Source organism: Rhodococcus sp. P3_B8, assembly GCF_056402775.1.
In genome coordinates this window covers 1-17,118 of sequence record NZ_JBFUGT010000019.1, presented here as the reverse complement: position 1 = coordinate 17,118, position 17,118 = coordinate 1, and the positions used below count along the sequence as shown (strand labels likewise).

At 69.0% G+C, this 17,118-nt stretch carries 15 protein-coding genes and 1 pseudogene; 7 read left to right on the top strand and 9 right to left on the bottom strand.

The features are described from left to right. Position 1: 1 nt before the first annotated feature. From AC1D1G_RS10300 to AC1D1G_RS10290, 3 genes are all read right to left on the bottom strand, one after another. The gene (locus tag AC1D1G_RS10300; protein ID WP_280779066.1) at positions 2-1,153 is read right to left on the bottom strand and encodes an acyl-CoA dehydrogenase family protein; all 1,152 of its coding nucleotides are present in this window, start codon (positions 1,151-1,153) and stop codon (positions 2-4) included. Continuing rightward, a complete protein-coding gene (locus tag AC1D1G_RS10295) occupies positions 1,138-2,178 on the bottom strand; it encodes an acyl-CoA dehydrogenase family protein (RefSeq protein ID WP_283334923.1) in 1,041 nt (346 codons plus the stop codon). The genes AC1D1G_RS10300 and AC1D1G_RS10295 overlap by 16 nt, the downstream gene beginning before the upstream one ends. An 82-nt stretch (positions 2,179-2,260) precedes the next feature. Then, positions 2,261-4,426, bottom strand: coding sequence for an acyl-CoA dehydrogenase family protein (locus AC1D1G_RS10290; RefSeq protein ID WP_283334924.1), 2,166 nt, complete (start codon positions 4,424-4,426; stop codon positions 2,261-2,263). A gap of 94 nt (positions 4,427-4,520) precedes the next feature. On the opposite strand from AC1D1G_RS10290, the gene kstR reads away from it, so the two are divergent. Both kstR and otsB read left to right on the top strand, forming a co-directional pair. After that, the gene (kstR, locus tag AC1D1G_RS10285) at positions 4,521-5,159 is read left to right on the top strand and encodes a cholesterol catabolism transcriptional regulator KstR (protein ID WP_005566090.1); all 639 of its coding nucleotides are present in this window, start codon (positions 4,521-4,523) and stop codon (positions 5,157-5,159) included. Between the two features lie 68 nt (positions 5,160-5,227). Continuing rightward, entirely contained in the window at positions 5,228-7,768 is a 2,541-nt protein-coding gene (gene otsB, locus AC1D1G_RS10280; RefSeq protein ID WP_283334925.1) for a trehalose-phosphatase, read from the top strand. A 19-nt stretch (positions 7,769-7,787) separates the two neighbouring features. Here otsB and AC1D1G_RS10275 read toward each other — a convergent pair whose 3' ends face one another. Beyond that, on the bottom strand, positions 7,788-8,876 hold the full coding sequence (locus AC1D1G_RS10275; RefSeq protein WP_283334926.1) for a LacI family DNA-binding transcriptional regulator: 1,089 nt from the start codon (positions 8,874-8,876) through the stop codon (positions 7,788-7,790). A gap of 138 nt (positions 8,877-9,014) precedes the next feature. Here AC1D1G_RS10275 and AC1D1G_RS10270 point away from each other — a divergent pair, with 138 nt between their 5' ends. Genes AC1D1G_RS10270 through AC1D1G_RS10260 form a run of 3 tightly spaced genes read left to right on the top strand, consistent with a single transcriptional unit; the run spans position 9,015 to position 11,753 of the window. Next, positions 9,015-9,971, top strand: a complete 957-nt coding sequence (locus tag AC1D1G_RS10270) for a metal ABC transporter solute-binding protein, Zn/Mn family (protein WP_283334927.1) — start codon at positions 9,015-9,017, stop codon at positions 9,969-9,971. A gap of 13 nt (positions 9,972-9,984) precedes the next feature. Further along, the gene (locus AC1D1G_RS10265; protein WP_061043582.1) at positions 9,985-10,863 is read left to right on the top strand and encodes a metal ABC transporter ATP-binding protein; all 879 of its coding nucleotides are present in this window, start codon (positions 9,985-9,987) and stop codon (positions 10,861-10,863) included. After that, positions 10,860-11,753, top strand: a complete 894-nt coding sequence (locus AC1D1G_RS10260) for a metal ABC transporter permease (RefSeq protein WP_005566094.1) — start codon at positions 10,860-10,862, stop codon at positions 11,751-11,753. Before AC1D1G_RS10265 ends, AC1D1G_RS10260 begins: the two co-directional genes overlap by 4 nt. 6 nt (positions 11,754-11,759) lie before the next feature. On the opposite strand, the gene AC1D1G_RS10255 is transcribed toward AC1D1G_RS10260, so the two are convergent. The 4 genes from AC1D1G_RS10255 to AC1D1G_RS10240 form a co-directional block, all read right to left on the bottom strand. Beyond that, positions 11,760-12,290, bottom strand: coding sequence for a DUF3558 domain-containing protein (locus tag AC1D1G_RS10255; protein ID WP_477951942.1), 531 nt, complete (start codon positions 12,288-12,290; stop codon positions 11,760-11,762). After that, complete coding sequence (locus tag AC1D1G_RS10250) at positions 12,287-12,703, bottom strand: hypothetical protein (RefSeq protein ID WP_477951941.1); 417 nt, start codon at positions 12,701-12,703, stop codon at positions 12,287-12,289. Before AC1D1G_RS10250 ends, AC1D1G_RS10255 begins: the two co-directional genes overlap by 4 nt. Positions 12,704-12,766: 63 nt before the next feature. Next, on the bottom strand, positions 12,767-13,528 hold the full coding sequence (locus AC1D1G_RS10245; protein ID WP_477951940.1) for an ESX secretion-associated protein EspG: 762 nt from the start codon (positions 13,526-13,528) through the stop codon (positions 12,767-12,769). Next, the gene (locus AC1D1G_RS10240) at positions 13,525-14,682 is read right to left on the bottom strand and encodes a hypothetical protein (protein WP_477951939.1); all 1,158 of its coding nucleotides are present in this window, start codon (positions 14,680-14,682) and stop codon (positions 13,525-13,527) included. Before AC1D1G_RS10240 ends, AC1D1G_RS10245 begins: the two co-directional genes overlap by 4 nt. A 129-nt stretch (positions 14,683-14,811) precedes the next feature. Between AC1D1G_RS10240 and AC1D1G_RS10235 the strand changes: the two genes are divergently transcribed. After that, complete coding sequence (locus AC1D1G_RS10235) at positions 14,812-15,570, top strand: LamB/YcsF family protein (protein ID WP_477951938.1); 759 nt, start codon at positions 14,812-14,814, stop codon at positions 15,568-15,570. Next, positions 15,570-16,190: a 5-oxoprolinase subunit PxpB gene (gene pxpB / locus AC1D1G_RS10230; protein ID WP_283354321.1), complete on the top strand. Its 621-nt coding sequence runs from the start codon at positions 15,570-15,572 to the stop codon at positions 16,188-16,190. The genes AC1D1G_RS10235 and pxpB overlap by 1 nt, the downstream gene beginning before the upstream one ends. Here pxpB and AC1D1G_RS10225 read toward each other — a convergent pair. Continuing rightward, positions 16,187-17,118: pseudogene (locus AC1D1G_RS10225) on the bottom strand (NAD-glutamate dehydrogenase domain-containing protein); the annotation flags it as partial. The gene pxpB and the pseudogene AC1D1G_RS10225 overlap by 4 nt on opposite strands.

Here is a 17,118-nt window from a genome sequence, read left to right as displayed (position 1 = left end):
CCTATCGCGGGACTCGGGGAAGTTTCAGACCGGCTGTCGCGATCAGCTCACGCATCACCTCGTTGACACCGCCACCGAAGGTGATGACGAGGTTGCGCTTCACCTGCATGTCGAGCCACCTCATGAGGTCGGCGGTCTCCGGCTCGGACGGGTCGCCGTAGCGTCCGACGATCTCCTCGACGAGCCTGCCGATGCGCTGAATACGTTCGGTGGCGAACACTTTCGTCGCGGACGCGTCGGCGATGTCGACGGCGTCCGCCTCACTCGACGCCACCTGCCAGTTGAGTAGTTCGTTGAGGCGGAACGTCGCGTGGATCTCGCCGAGCGCGCGCCGCACGTCCGGCTCGTCGAGCAGGTCGTGCGCGACGGCCCAGTTGCGGATGCGGTCGTAGAGACCGCCCACCCGGCCGGCCGGTCCGAGCATGACGCGTTCGTGGTTGAGCTGGGTGGTGATCAGTCGCCAGCCCTGATTCTCCTCACCGACCAGCATGTCCGCGGGAACCCGGACGTCGGAGTAGTAGGTGGCGTTCACGTGATGTGCACCGTCGCACGTGATGATCGGCGTCCAGCTGTAGCCCGGGTCCTTGGTGTCCATGATCAGGATGGAGATGCCGCGGTGACGCGAATCCGCCGAACCCGTGCGGACGGCGAGCCACAGGTAGTCGGCGTCGTGACCGCCGGTGGTGAAGATCTTCTGCCCGTTGACGACGTACTCGTCACCCACGCGCACGGCTGTGGTCCGCAGCGCCGCGAGGTCGGTGCCCGCTTCCGGTTCGGTGTAGCCGATCGCGAAGTGCACCTCGCCGGCCAGGATCGCGGGAAGGAATTTGCGCTTCTGCTCCTCGGTCCCGTACTTCTGCAGCGTCGGACCCACCGTCTGCAACGTGACCGCGGGCAGCGGCACGTCGGCGCGGGTCGCCTCGTTGACGAAGATCTGCTGCTCGATCTCGCCGAAACCGCGGCCTCCGAACTCCACCGGCCAGCCCACCCCGAGCCAGCCGTCCTTGCCCATCCGGCGGATGACCTCGCGGTAGGTGCTGCCATGGCGCTCCGTGCGCATCACCTCGGCCTCGGCCGGCGAGATCAGCCCGGAGAAGTAGCGCCGGAGTTCCGCTTGCAGCTCACGCTGCTCGTCGGTCAGATCGATGAACACCGGGCCCCCACGAGGTCGAGTCGGTACGAGGCGCCGCCCACGAGGCGGGCCAGGTCTTTGGCGGTCGAGTAATAACGGTGCAGCGGGTACGTGACGTCGACGCCGATCCCGCCGTGCAAGTGGTGCAGAACCTGCATGGCGGCAGGCACTTCGGCGGCGATCCAGTACGCCATCACGTCCAGATCGTCCTGGGCGTCCAGGCCTTCGGACACCCGCCACGACGCCGCGAGCGCCGACACGTGGAGCGTGCGGGACGTGACGTAGACGTCGGCGATCTGCTGCGACACGGCCTGGAACGTGGCGAGCGGCTTACCGAACTGGTGGCGTGTCGCGAGGTGCTCCCCTGCGAGAACCGTTGCGCCCGAAAGCAGTCCGTCCGCGACCGCCCCGATCGACGCCAGGGCGATGCGGTACAGCGTCTGCACCGCGTCGGTGCCGGCGGCGAGCAGTTCACCCCGCGCGCCGTCGAACGTGATCGCGAATTCGGGGCTCCCCGACGCCGAGGGTGTCGGCGTGAGCGTGACGCCGTCCGCGCCCGGATCCACCAGCACCACCCCGGTGTCCGTGGGCACGAGAATCCGATGTGCCCGCTCAGCGAACGGAACCGCGAGCACGCGCCCGGTGACGGAGTAGCCGTCCCCGTCCGCGACCGCGGTCACCGAGGGCCGTGCCGGGAACTGCGCCCCGGGTTCAGCGAGCGCCGCGGTGAACGTGCGGCCGTCGGCGAGACCGGTGAGCAGTGCGTCCTGTTGGGCGTCGTCGCCCAGCGCGACGATGGGCAGCACACCGAATCCGAGCGTTGCGAGGGCCGGGACCCGCGCCGCCTTCCGCCCGACCTCGGTGAGCAGCGCACCGACGTCGGTGACCGAGAGCCCTTCACCGCCGAGGCGTTCCGGCAGTGCGAGGGTCAGCAGGTCGGCGTCGGCGAACGCGGCCCAGAGGGCGTCGTCGTCGAGGTCGCGGGCCAGCAGTCCGGCCGCGACCTGGGCCACGGCCTCCTGGGTTTCGTCTCGAATGAAGTCCACGCTGACAATCCCACTTTCAATTTAGAACGTGTTCTAGTTGTATCACCATCCCGGACCTCGCGAAAGACCATCGCGACGCGGCTCAGCCCCGCGGCAGTCCGAGAATGCGCTCGGCCGCGACCGTCAGCAGGATCTGCGTCGTTCCGCCCGCAATCGACAGGCAGCGTGTGTTGAGGAACTCCCGCGCCAGCGGACCCTCCACCCAGCCGTCCACGCCACCGAGTTCCATCGCGAATTCCGCGACCGCCTGCCGCTGGCGGACACCGACCAGCTTGCGGACACTCGATTCCGGTCCGGGGTCCTGACCGTCCAGCTGCCGGAGGGTGGTGCGCAGTTCGAGCTGCGAGCCGACGAGCGCATTGCCGATGAGATGCCCGAGTCTGTCGTCGGTCACGGGGTCGCCGTCCCCCGCGAGCGCGAGCAGTTCCTCCATCGCCGCACCGAGCGAGGAGCCTCCGCCCATCGCGACCCGCTCGTTCGCCAACGTGGTTCGGGCCAGCTTCCAGCCGTCGCCGAGATTCCCGACCACCAGCTCGTCCGGTACGAACACGTCCTCGAGATACACCTCGTTGAACAGGGCGTCGCCGGTGATCTCGCGCAGCGGCGAGATGGTGATGCCGGGGCTCGTCATGTCGACGAGGAAGTAGCTGATGCCCTTGTGTTTGGGCGCGTCCCGGTCGGTGCGGGCCAGGCAGATTGCCCAGTCCGCTTCCTGCGCCCTCGACGTCCAGACCTTCTGACCGTTCAGCCGCCACCCGCCGTCCACCTTCTCCGCGGACGTCCGCAGCGCCGCCAGGTCGGAGCCGGCGCCGGGTTCGCTGAACAGCTGGCACCAGATGATCTCGCCGCGCAACGTCGGGGTGGCGAAGCGCTCGATCTGCTCGGCGCTGCCGTGCTCGAGGATCGTGGGCACGGCCCACCAGCCGATCACGAGGTCGGGCCTGCCGATCCCGGCGGCCGCCAGCTCCTCCTCGATCAGGATCTGTTCGGCGGCCCGCGCACCCCGCCCGTAGGGTGCGGGCCAGTGCGGGGCCAGGTAGCCCGATTCCGCGAGGGCCGCGCGTCGCTCCGACTCCGGCCGCGCCACAAGCTCGGCGATTTCGGCGCGGATCTGCGCCCGTTCGTCGTCGAGCCCGGTCAGGTCGATCGACAGGTGCCTGCGAGCACCGGTCCGCGTCAGTTCGGTGACCCGCGCCCGCCAGCGGGTGGAGCCGCCGAGCAGCTGCCGCAGCGACGTCGCCCGGCGGAGGTAGAAGTGCGCGTCGTGTTCCCAGGTGAAGCCGATCCCGCCGAGCACCTGGATGCAGTCCTTGGCGGTCTCGACGGCGGCGTCGAGCGTAAGCGACGCCGCGACCGCGGCCGCGATCGGCAGCTCCCCGCAGTCCGCGTCCCACGCGTCCTCCGCCGCCACGGCCGCATCCCACGCCGCCGCACCGGCTTGTTCGACGCGGCACAGCATCTCCGCGCACAGATGCTTGATCGCCTGGAACGATCCGATCGGTTTGCCGAACTGCTCGCGAATCTTGGCGTACTCCACCGCCGTTCGCAGACACCAGGCCGCGATTCCGGATGCCTCCGCGGCCGCGAGAGTCGCCGCGAGGTCGGGCACGAGCCCGTCCCGCACGCCGGTGACCACCCGGTCGGCCGCCACCGCCACACCCTCGCAGCGCACCCGCGCGAGAGGTCGGCTCTTGTCGATCGTGTCGGCGACCGTGATGTCCAGGCCGTCGGCTTCGCTGTCGATCAGACACCACACGACGCCGTCGCCCGCGTCGGCGGGAAGCAGCACGGACACACCCGTGTCACCGCCGATCACGAAGCCCGCGTCGCCGGTGACCGTCAGCCCGCCGTCGGCCCCGAGCGTCGCGTTCACCGGGGAGTTGCTGCCGAGAGCCACCGCGCACGGCATCGCGCCGTCCGCGAGTTCCTCGGACCACCGTTTCGCGGCGGCGCCGGAGCTTCGGCCGACGATGAGAGCGGCGAGAGCGGTCGAGAGAACAGGACCCGGGACGAGTTCGGTCGCGGCCTGTTCGAGCATCGCGGCGAGATCGACGATCTCCGCTCCCGACCCACCGACCTCGTCGGGCACGGCGACCGAGAAAATTCCGAGCGAGGCGAAGGACGGCCACGACGTCCGCCACGAATCTGCTGGTCCTTGCCGTACTGTGACCAGCGGGTCCGTGGACCGCGCCCAAGCCTGGATCGAACCCGCTGCAGCCTTCTGTTCTTCGGTGGTGGCGATTGTCACAACGGGTATCCGCCTCTCCTGAATGACACATTCGTCTAGAACGTGTTCTAATATGACACCTGGCCATGAGTCAAGGCGCGAAGGAAAACAGGTAATGACGACCAGCTCTCGATCACGGTCCACGACGGTCGCTGCGGCGACGCTGGGCGAGGACGATCTCAGTTCCAACGCGCAGAAGGAACGGCGCAAGCGAATCCTCGACGCGACCCTGGCCCTGGCCTCCAAGGGCGGATACGAAGCCGTGCAGATGCGGGCCGTCGCCGAACGCGCCGACGTCGCCGTGGGGACGCTGTACCGCTACTTCCCGTCCAAGGTGCACCTGCTGGTGTCGGCGCTCGCCCGCGAGTTCGAGCGGATCGACTCGCGGGGAAAGAACCCGCCGGGCCGGAACCCGCTCGAGCGGATGCAGCTGATCCTCAGCCAGATCACCCGGGCCATGCAGCGCGACCCACTGCTGACCGAGGCCATGACGCGTGCCTTCATGTTCGCCGACGCGTCTGCCGCCGCCGAGGTCGATCAGGTGGGCAAGCTGATGGACCGCCTGTTCGCCCGCGCGATGACGGACACCGAGCCCACCGAAGACCAGTTGGCGGTCGCCCGCGTCATCTCCGACGTGTGGCTGTCGAACCTGGTGGCCTGGCTCACCCGCCGCTCGTCCGCGACCGATGTCGCGAATCGCCTCGAACTCACCGTCGAACTGCTGCTCGGTGACGGAAGCCGCAGACCCGAGTAGGAMGCGATCGGGGCACAGCCCCGGCCGACAACGCGCTCACAGCCGTCACATCCCCTAGATTTGAACATGTGAGCGCCCATGATCTGCCCATCGAACTTCGTCGTGCCCTCTCGAGGGTTGCGCGGACCCCTCGCCTGCTCGTCGCTTCCGATTACGACGGCACGATGGCCCCCATCGTCTCCGACCCCGAGAAGGCGTTCCCCCACGCCGAATCGGTGCGCGCTCTCCGCGCCCTGGCCAGCCTCGCCGGAACGACGGCGGCCGTGATCTCGGGCCGCGCACTCAAGGACCTCGCCGCGCTGTCGCGGCTGCCCGCCGAGGTGCAACTGGTCGGCAGCCACGGCTCGGAATTCGACATCGGATTCATCCATGCGATCGACGCCGACGCCAAGAAACTTCTCGGTGAGCTCACCGAGGAACTCACCCGGATCGCCACGCTGCACGCCGGTACGTCGGTGGAGGCGAAACCGGCGAGCGTCGCCCTCCACGTCCGCAACGCCGACGCCGAGGAAGGCGCCCTGGCCCTGGCCGCGGTGCGCGCCGATGCCGGACAGCGCGTGGGCGTGCAAATCACCGAGGGCAAGTCCGTCATCGAACTGGCCGTCGTCGCCACCGACAAGGGCCACGCGCTCGACCTGATCCGCCACCAGGACGGTGCGACGGCAGCCGTCTTCGTCGGCGACGACGTCACCGACGAGAAGGCATTCGCGCGTCTCCAAGGCCCCGACCTCGGCGTGAAGGTGGGCCCCGGCGACAGCCTCGCCGAGTTCCGGGTGTCGACCACCGAAGACGTGGCCGCGGCCCTCGCGTTCCTGCTCGAGGAGCGCCGCACCTGGCTGTCCGGGGCACACGCCCCGCCGATCGAGCGCCTCACCATGCTCGCCAGCCCGCGGACCGTCGCCCTCGTCACCCCCGACGCGACCCTCACCTGGCTGTGTCATCCCGAACCCGACTCGGCGTCCGTGTTCGCGCATCTGCTCGGCGGACCGGAAGCCGGCCACTTCAGCGTCGGCCCGCACCGGAGCGCGCTGCCGCTGAGCCAGCGCTACATCGACAGCACCATGACCGTGCAGACACGGTGGGCCAGCCTCTCCGTCACCGACTACCTGCCGCACGACGTCCGCCAGGGCCGCACCGACCTGACCCGGGTGATCAGCGGGCAGGCCGCCGCCGTCGTGACGTTCGCACCGCGGCCCGAGTTCGGGCAGGGCCAGGTCATCCTGGAGGCGGTCTCCGAGGGACTGCGGGTGCACGGCACCAACGAGCCGATCGTGCTGCGCTCCCCCGGCGTGCAGTGGAACGTCACGTCCGACGGCAACCAGCAGACCGCGCATGCCGTCGTCGACCCGTCCGGCGGCGACGTCGTCCTGGAATTGCGGTGCGGCACCGAAGAACTCGGACCGTCGGAGACTCCCGAGGAGGAGCGTCGCGCGCTGGCCGAATCGTATTGGTCGGACTGGGCGAAGAGCCTCATCCTGCCCACGCTCAAACCTGACCTGATGAAGCGCTCCGCCCTCACCCTCCGCGGTCTGGTGCACGTCGACTCCGGAGCGATCATGGCGGCCGCCACCACCTCGCTGCCCGAGGAGATCGGCGGCGTCCGCAACTGGGACTACCGCTACTGCTGGCTGCGCGACGCGGCGCTCACCGCGTCCGCGCTCGTCAGCCTCGGCTCCCTCAGCGAGGCCGAGGGCTACCTCGACTGGGTGCACGACGTCCTCGAGACGCTGCCCGGCCCCGAACGCCTGCACCCCCTCTACACGCTGCACGGTGGCGGTCTGCCGCCCGAGGCCGTCATCGACTCGCTGCCCGGCTACGCGGGCTCGCGGCCGGTCCGCATCGGCAACGCGGCCAACCAGCAGGTGCAACTCGACGTGTTCGGACCCATCGTCGAACTCATCCACGACCTGTCCCACGCCCGCGAGAAGCAGGGCGTCGAGGTGGCGCTCAACGACCGCGACTGGGAACTGGTCTGCGCCATGGTCGAGGCCGTCGAACGCCGCTGGTTCGAACCCGACCACGGCATCTGGGAGATCCGCGACAACCCGCGTCACCACGTGTACTCCAAGGTGATGGGCTGGGTCACCGTCGACCGTGCGGTGGCGCTGGCCGAGCACTTCGGCCGCGACGTCGAGCCCGGCTGGACGTCGTTGCGCGACAAGATCGCCGAGGAGGTGCGCGAGAAGGGCTGGAAGGACGAGGTCCGCTCGTACACCGCCGCCTACGACGGCACCGACCTCGACGCCGCCACCCTGTACATCGGACTGTCCGGGCTGATCGACCCGTCGGACGAGAAGTTCGCCGCCACCGTCACGGCCACCGAGGCGGAACTGCGCAGCGGCTCGACCGTGTACCGGTACCACCACGACGACGGGCTGCCCGGAACCGAGGGCGGGTTCCACCTCTGCGCTGCGTGGCTGGTCGAGGCGTACCTGCTGATCGGTCAGCGGTCACAGGCCGAGGCCTTGTTCGCGCAACTGGTCGACGCCGCCGGCCCGACCGGACTGCTCAGCGAGGAGTACGACCCCGTCGCCGAGCGGTCGCTGGGCAACCACCCACAGGCGTACAGCCACCTGGGACTGCTGCGCTGCGCTCAGCTCCTGGCCTAGCGCGTATGGGATGGCCGGGTCAGCGCTTGGCGGGCCCGGCCGTCGAACCCCGCAGCAGTTCGGTCTCGAGCATCTCGACGGTCGCGACACCGGAGTGCGACGGGGACATGAGCAGGGCACCTGCCCGGCGACCCTTCTCCTCCTGCGGTTGCCGCACGGTGGTCAGGCCCTCACGCAGTGCGTCGTCGACTCCGTCGAATCCGGTGATCGACAGCCGGCCGGGCACGTCGATGCCCTGCCAGCGCGCCCAGTCCAGCGCGCCGAGCGCGAGGACGTCGGTGGTGCACACGAGTGCGGTGATCCGCGGATTCACGCCGAGCGCCTGCGCGGCAGCGGCGTGCCCCGACTTCCCGGTGTGCTCGAACCGCTCGACGACGGTCAGCGTCCGAGGGTCCAGGCCGGCGTCGGACATGGCGTCGCGCACTCCCTCGATGCGTTCGCGCTGGACGTGGAAGTTCGGTGAGCGCAGACGCTCGGCGTCGGCGACCCCGTCCGAGCGGTCGCGCCCCAGCCTCATACTCAGCACGCCGATGTCGCGGTGGCCGAGCCCGATCAGATAGTCGGCGAGGCCCCGCATCGCGCCGCGGTCGTCGATCCCGACGAGCGACGCCCCCGGGATTTCCCGCGGCTGATCGCACACGACCATCGGCAGGTGACGCTCGCACACCGCCGCGAGGTAGGGGTCGTCGTCCGCCACCGAGTACACGACGAACCCGTCGACGCCCGCCTGCTGCACGACCGCGGCGGCGTCCGCCTCCTCGCGACCCGGGCCCGCCGGAATCAGCAACAGACCCTGCCCGGCCGCCTCGCACGACTCGGCCAATCCGGACAGAAAGCTCATCGCGGCGGGGTCGCGGAAGGAATAGCTGAGAGCCTCGGTGAGCAGCAGTCCCACGGCACCGGCCTTGCGGGTGCGCAGGGATCGTGCCACCGGGTCCGGGCCGGGATAGCCGCGGCGCTTGGCCGCCTGCAGCACCCGCTCGCGGAGTTCCGCGGAGAGTTGATCCGGCCGGTTGTACGCGTTGGACACCGTCGTTCGCGAAATATTGAGCTCGGCCGCGAGCGACGCCAGCGTGGCTTGGCGACGAGGCTGTCGAGACCTGGGCATAGGGGGACGTTAGTACCTGGCCCGCGTTCGGGCGCGTCGGGGCTGCACCGAAAGTGCACTACCAGGACCTATCCGCTAAAGTGCAACGGTAACGGTTTCCAATAGCGTTTAGCGTTCGTCTTCGGTCAGGAGTTTTCTGTGCGCGCTTTCTCAGGTTTTCGTGCCGCCACGGCGGCCGTCGGGCTGTCGTTCGCCGCCGCCCTCACCCTCACCGCGTGCGGCTCCGACACGACCGGTGACGGCACGCTGACCGTCGTCGCGTCGACGAACGTGTGGGGCAGCGTCGCGCAGGCCGTCGCCGGCGACAAGGTGGACGTCACCTCGATCATCACCGAACCGTCGTCCGACCCGCACTCGTTCGAGGCGAGCCCCACCGACGCCGCCAAGCTCACCGACGCCTCCCTGATCGTCTACAACGGCGGCGGGTACGACCACTTCGTCGACGACATCATCGGCACCGGCAACAGCGACCAGCTCACCGTCAACGCGTTCGACCTCCTCGAGGGCGGCGCGCACGCAGGCGAGAACGAGCATTCCGAGGGCGGCGACTCGCACGAGGGCCACGACCACGGCGACGTGAACGAGCACGTCTGGTTCGACGTCGACACCGTCGACGCCACCGCGCAGTCCATCGCGGACAAGCTCGGCCAACTCGACCCCGACAACGCCGACGCCTACAAGGCCAACGCCGCCACCTTCCACGGTCAGCTCGAGCAGATCTCCGCGATCACCGACGGCATCGCGGCAGCGCACAAGGACGCACCCGTCGCCCAGACCGAACCGATCGCCTACTACCTGCTGCAGTCCGCGGGCCTGAAGGACGTCACCCCGCCCGACTTCACGAGCGCCATCGAGAACGGCAACGACCCCGCACCCGCCGCCATCGCCGCGACACGACAGCTGCTCACCGACAAGCAGGTGCAGGCCCTCGTCTACAACGTGCAGACGCAGGACCGGGTCACCCAGGACGTGCGGGCCACGGCCGAGTCTGCGGGCATCCCCGTCGTCGAGGTGACCGAAACCCTGCCCGAAGGCCTGGACTACATTCAGTGGCAGACCAACACCGCCGAGTCGCTTGCTGCGGCTCTGCAATAGAACTGATCGGCTTGTGACAGAACCCACTTCGAAGAACGCCGGCAACGGTCGCGTCCCCGCACTGGAATTGACGGGGGCGCGACTGTCCTTCGGCGAACGCACACTCTGGCAGGACCTCGACCTCACCGTGGAACCCGGCGAATTCGTCGCCGTCCTCGGACCCAACGGGTCGGGCAAGACGTCGCTGCTGAAGGTGCTGCTCGGCCAGCTCGCCCTCAGCTCCGGTACCGCGCGCATCGCCGGATCCCCGGCGCGGAAGGGCAATTCGCACGTCGGGTACATCCCCCAGCAGAAGTCGCTCGACGACGGGCTGCCGCTGCGGGGCCGCGACCTCGTCGGCCTCGGCGTCGACGGCCACCAGTGGGGAACCGGCATCCTCCGGCGAGGCCGGCGCCGGGCGATCGTCGACGCGGCCATCAGCGAAGTCGGCGCCCAGAACTACGCGGACGCCCCGATCGGTTCCATGTCCGGCGGTGAGCAGCAACGACTGCGAATCGCGCAGGCCCTCGTCGGCAACCCCCAGATCCTGCTGTGCGACGAACCGCTGCTCAGCCTCGACCTGGCCAACCAGAATCTCGTGTCGGGACTCATCGACCGGCGGCGCCGCACCCACGACACCGCGGTGCTGTTCGTCACCCACGAGATCAACCCGATCCTCCCCCTCGTCGACCGCGTGCTCTACCTCGTCGACGGACAGTTCCGCATCGGCAAACCCGAAGAGGTCATGACGTCGGAGGTGCTGTCCGAGCTGTACCGCACCGACGTCGAGGTGCTGCACGTACGCGGCCGCCTCGTCGTCATCGGCACCGGCGACGCCATCGACGCGCTCGGCAGCGCGGGCGGCCTCCGCCCCGGTGAGGGTGTGCACCACACGGACGAGGGACACGCATGAGCAACAAATTCACCGACGCGATGTCGCACATGTTCGACGTCTCGGCCACCGTCGACCTCCTGCAGTACGACTTCGTCCAGCAAGCGCTGATCGCAGGCGCCATCCTCGGCCTGCTGGCAGGAGCCATCGGCCCGCTGATCGTGAGCAGGCAGATGTCGTTCGCCGTGCACGGCACGAGCGAGCTGTCGCTGACCGGTGCGTCGGCGGCCCTGCTCATCGGAGTCAGCGTCGGGGCCGGCGCCATCGCCGGGTCGGTGGTCGCGGCGGTCCTGTTCGGGCTGCTCGGCGCGAAGGCCCGCGACCGTGACTCGGTCATCGGCGTGATCATGGCGTTCGGGCTCGGTCTGTCGGTGCTGTTCATCTGGTCGTACCAAGGGCGCACCGGCACCAGTTTCTCGCTGCTGATCGGCCAGATCGTGGCGCCCGGAGACAGCGGACTCCAGCTCCTGCTGCTCTGCGCCGTCCTGGTCATCGGGGTCCTCGGCCTCATCTACCGCCCCCTCCTGTTCGCGAGCACCGACCCCGACGTCGCCGAAGCCCGCGGCGTCCCGGTGCGTGCGCTGTCGATCGTGTTCGCCGTCCTCGTCGGCATCACAGCCGCCCTCGGCGTCCAGATCGTCGGGGCACTGCTGGTGATGGCACTGCTCATCACCCCCGCCGCGGCGGCCGCCTACGTCACCGCCAGCCCACTCAAGGCGACGATCCTGTCGATCGTGTTCGCCGAACTCGCCGCCGTCGGCGGCATCCTGCTGTCCCTCGCACCCGGAGTGCCCGTATCGAGCTTCGTCACCACGATCTCGTTCGTCATCTACCTCGTGTGCCGGCTCAGCGGATCCTCACGACGCAAGAACGCGGGACGCATCACCCCCACCCACGCACACACGCACTGAGCCGCCCTACAGGTGGTCGGGGAAATACGGCGCCAACGCCGTAGCCACCTTCGTCGCCTGATCGCACGCCGCGTCGACGGTCGTGAAATCCTCCAACTCGCTGTACCCGATCATGAACTCCAGAATCCCCGGCTCGATCGCCACCGACACCGTGCACGCACTACCGCCGCGGAAATCCGACACCAGAGCACGCCGCCCGCCGATCTCGGTCTCACTCAGGACGTCGAAGCGGTCGCTCGACTCGATATCTTCAAATGTCTCGGCACGCGCGGCGACGGTGATGCCGTAATTAGGATCGTTCGACAAATACCCACAGCCGAGAGCTCGGGGATTGTCGGTGTCGTCGCGCTCCGGCGGCCTCACATCCAGACCGACAGCGCGGATCGCGTCTGGTGGGAGACCGTCGCACGGGTGGAACGTAATCTCAGGTTTCGGCTGCTGGCCCGGCGGAGCCGCTACTTCTTGATTGCACCCACTGAGTGCGAAGACAGCCGAGAAGATGCAGACGGACACGAGGAACTTGCGATCATGGATCACAGTTCCTGTCCCGTCTGATTCAGGTTCCCGGTGAACGCCGCGTCTTGCTCCCGATACCTTGTGAGTGTCGCTTCGAACATCGACTTCATGTCGAGTGCATATGCCTCATGGGCGAGGAATAACCCGACTGCAGTGTTCCCGGAATCAATGTTCTCGCTGCCGCCGATTGCCTTCTCGTCGAATTTCCGAGCAAGGTCCTTCGCTGATTCGATGTCCTTTTCGCCGATACCGAGGTCCAGGGCTCGAAGGTCATTTCGCGCGCGGCGGGCGAAGGCGCGCATATCCTCCGCATGCTCCTGGCACAGCTTGATGCACTGCTCTATGCCGGCGGGGTCGAGTTCGAGCCTGCCTCCCCCGGTGATGTTCTCGGTGAAAGCCTTCCATCCGGCTTCCGGTGCTTCTGGCCCCGCCATGTCGGTGTCCCCTCCGTGTGTCGTGCTGTGTCCCCACCTGTGCAATCGCCGGCGCGTGGCAATCTACCAACCGCGGGCACCGACCGACCCCGCTCGAGGAGTGGTACCGACCCTGATCAGGGTGTCGAGCGAGGATACGAATTGTTCGGGGCCTGCCGGGTGCGCAGCGGATGGGTCGTGTGGTCCGATCGCGTAGCGTCCGTCGCCGGCGATGTCGATCCAGTGCATGACGCCGACGTCCCTGCCGGTGCCGTAGCGGGGGCCGCGGAAGACGCGGATCTTCCCGCGACCCGCGTAGCCCTTCTGCACAGCGGATTCGAGTCGCGGGGCGGGAGCCGCCCGATTGACCTGCTGCAGGATTCCCTGAGAGAAGTGGGTGTCCTGTTCGTCGCGCCGCTGGAATCGGCGTCGGCCGGCGGCGTTCTGCGGGATCAGCCCGATCAGTTGGGCGCCCAGCCGCCCGGCCGCACCGGCGCCGATGACCACGTCGCCACCGATCTGCGGTGCCCGGCCGGGGAGTTGCGACGCGATCACCCCCCACTGCCGGTGCTGCGCACCGATGATGCGGATCGGGATCTCGTCGGCGGCCGAACCGGAGATCTCGACATACACCTCGGGCTCGGCGAGCACACCCAACGCCGACCTCACATCGTCGTGTTCGGCTCCCGCGAACGCTTCGCGTATCCGGTTCTGCTCGGCGACATAGGCATTGAGCCCGGGGTGCGCGCTCACGATCCGGAACGGGTACGGGATGCGGTCCTGCCCTGCGCCGGCCCACAGGGCGTCGAACAGTTCGGGACGCAGCCGCCAGTTGCGCATGTTCATGCGCCGATCACCGGTGGCGAGACGAGGGGCAGTTTGCCGATCAATTCGTTGCCGTTGTCGAGGGTGATCAGGTAGTCGGGCGTCTTGTGTTCCTTGTCCTCGCCGCCGCCCTTGGCAGGTCCTCCGCCGCCCATCATTCCCCCACCCATCGGGCCGGTGCCCCGCATCCCGGCACCCGCGCGACCTCCGGCGTTGGCCCCCGGAACCCCGGGTGCGGTGCCGGGCCGGGCCACGGCCCCCGGCTGATTCCCGGCACCGACGCCACCGCCGAGTCCGCCGACTCCCAGTCCGCCGCCACCGGAAGCCCCACCCACACCTGCGGATCGCGAGCCGGCACCCGAGGACGAATCGGCGGTGGAAGGCATGCCCGTCCGGCTCTGCGCCTGATCCCCCGACGCCGAGGCCGGGGCCGTCGTCGCCGGTGTGGTGGCAGCCGACGGCGCGGTTGCCGCATTCTGCTGCGTGCCGTCCGCAGCGGGCGCGCCGTCCACACCGGGCTCGGCGGAAGGGTCGCTCACGGGCGCGTCGCCAAGAGAGGGCTGCCCGGCGCTCGGTCCGCCGAGCCGGTCGCTCGAACTCGGGGCGCCGCTCGGGTAGTCGCCACCGGGCCCGGCCGGACCCGAGGGAACGTCGACGATGCTCTCCGGTTTCGTGAACGACGGGACGTTGCCGTCCGACGTCGCGAGTCCGGGGTTGTAGATCGTGGCCATCTTCTCGCGCGCTTCGCCCTCGCGCCGGTAGTACTCGTCTTCGGTGTCCGTGTCCCAGGGCGTCAACTTGTCCCACAGTCCGGTGCCGATGGTTTCGGGAACCTGCGACCGAAGCGACGCGACCGTCTCCGCCAGCGGCGTCAGCGCGTCCGCCACTCCGTGAAGTTGCTGCTGCGCCTGCGGCGCGGAGGTCGAGTACCGCTCGGTCTCGCCGTAGGCCGCCGACGCGGCAGCACCGTGCCAGCTCTCGCTGATCGTCTTCTTGATCGCGTCGCTGAACTCGACGATCGCGTCGTGGGCCGTCGTCCCCAGTTCGGCCCAGGCTCGTGCGATGCCGCTGACGTGCTCGACATTCATGCCGGCGACGGCGCTCGCGATCCTCGCATGATCCCACTGGTCCGAGTGAAAGTTCTCGGGATCCTTGATGTATGCCGGGTCGGTCACGTTTCCCCCTCCGATGGCGCGGGCCACCACGCACGGTCAATTGTTCTGACGCAGCAGGACCCTCACCGGTTCCGCCCGCCCCCGCGAGAGAATCTACAAGACGGCACTCGGAACCCTAGTATCGAATATGTGCCGATAATCGATCTGAACAGCGACCTCGGTGAGAGCTACGGCGCCTGGACCCTCGGCGACGACCTGGCGATGCTGAAGCTCGTGACCAGCGCCAACGTGGCCTGCGGTTTTCATGCGGGCGATCCCACGACCCTGTCGGCCACCTGTTCGGCGGCGTCCGAGCTGACGGTCCGGATCGGCGCGCAGGTCGGCTACCACGATCTCGCCGGGTTCGGGCGCCGGTTCATCGACGTCGCGCCGCGTGACCTGACGGCCGACATCGTCTATCAGATCGGCGCCCTCGACGGTCTCGCCCAGGTTTCCGGCTCCGCGGTGGCGTACGTGAAACCGCACGGCGCGCTGTACAACGCGATCGTCCACCACCGCGAGCAAGCCCGCGCGGTGGTCGCGGCGGTCCACTCATACGACCCGACGCTGCCCGTCCTCGGTCTGCCCGGTTCCGTGTTCCTCGAGGAGGCCGAGAAGGCCGGACTGCGGACGGTCACCGAGGCGTTCGCCGACCGCGCGTACACGCCCGAGGGGACGCTGGTGCCACGCACGACGGACGGGGCCGTCCTGCACGATCCCGCGGTGGTGGCCGAACGGGTCCGCAGACTCGTCGTCGATCACACCCTCGAAGCGGTCGACGGCACGGCCCTCACGGTCACCGCCGAATCCGTCTGCGTCCACGGCGATACGCCCGCAGCCGTCGAGATGGCCACCGCCATCCGGTCGTTGCTCGACACCGAGGGCATCACGGTGGAGCCGTTCGTGTGATGCGCATCCTCGACGTCGGAGAAAGCGCGGTCCTCGCCGAATTCGAGGACCTCGGCACCGTGCTCGCGCATTTTCGTGCGCTGGACGACTCCCGGCCACCCGGGGTCGTGGAGGTGATCCCGGCGGCGCGGACCATCCTGGTGCGGTTCGACCACGGCGCGACCAGCCGCGACCGCGTCGCCAAGTGGGTGCGGACCACGGAACCGGAGGAGACGGTCGCCGAGGATTCCCCGGACGAGATCCGGATAGGGGTGCGCTACGACGGTCCCGACCTCGAGGACGTGGCCGAGCTGACCGGTCTCGGTGTCGACGGCGTCGTCGCCGCACACACCGGAACACCGTGGACGGTGGCGTTCTGCGGCTTCGCCCCGGGTTTCGGTTACCTCACCGGCGGCGCACCCGAGCTGCACGTGCCGCGCCGCTCGACGCCTCGGACCTCCGTCCCCGCCGGGACCGTGGCTCTGGGCGGGGAGTTCACGGGAATCTATCCCCGCAGCTCGCCCGGCGGCTGGCAACTCATCGGCACCACCGACGAACCGATCTGGGATGCCGAACGCACTCCCCCCGCCCTCCTGCGCCCCGGCGTCGTCGTGCGCTTCGCGCCCGTGAGTACTTATTAACCGCCCGACGTTAATAAGTACTCACAGGCGCGAAGCGCATTGGCCGCGACCGACAGCGACGCGAGATCGGGGGTGGACGCGGCGTCGATCTCCGACAGCGTCCGGCGAGCGCGCTCGATCCTCGCTCGATTCGTACTCTCCCACAGCAGAATCCGGGAGTCCGGCGCATCGCCGGGCGCCCCCGACGACAGTACGTCCCGGGTCAGGAGGCGGACGGAGCGGTACAGGTCGTCCCGCAGCGCCACCCGGGCGAGGGTGTGCCACCGCCCGCCCCGCGGAAGCGCCGACACCTTGATGAGCCATCGATCCACGCCGAGGTGATCGGAGAGTGCGAAGTAGAGCGGCGCCACCTCGGCGACGTCGTGCTCCAGTTCGCGGGCGACGTCCACGATGTCGAGCAGGCTGAAGCGGTAGAGGCCGTCCGCGATACGCCGGGCGATGGACGTCTCGACGCCCGCCTCGTCGTAGGAGCGACGCGTGTCCTCCATCGCCAGCACCTCCGCGCCGCGGAGCCATCCGCCGACGTCGCCGGAATGCGTGTGGACGTGGCGCCGGAAATCGTCGATCTCGGCGTCCACCGACAGCGGCTGACGACGGTTGGCGAGGAACCACCGCGACGCCCGGTCGAGCAGCCTGCGGGCCTCGACGACCAGTTCGTACTCCGTCGCCGGTGGCAGCTTCGCCGCGGCGATGTCGGACCAGAGTTCCGCGAGCCCGAACACTTCCGACGTGATGACGAACGCGCGCACCACATCCGCGGGCCCGGCCCCCGTCTCCTCGCGCAGCCGGTACGCGTACGAGAGCCCGCCGCGGGCGAAGATGTCGTTCACGATCTCGGTGGCGAGGATCTCCTGACGGAGGGGGTGCGCGTCGACGGGGAGGACGATGCGCAGCGCGGCGGGGAAGTACGCGCCGAGCCGCTCAGAGA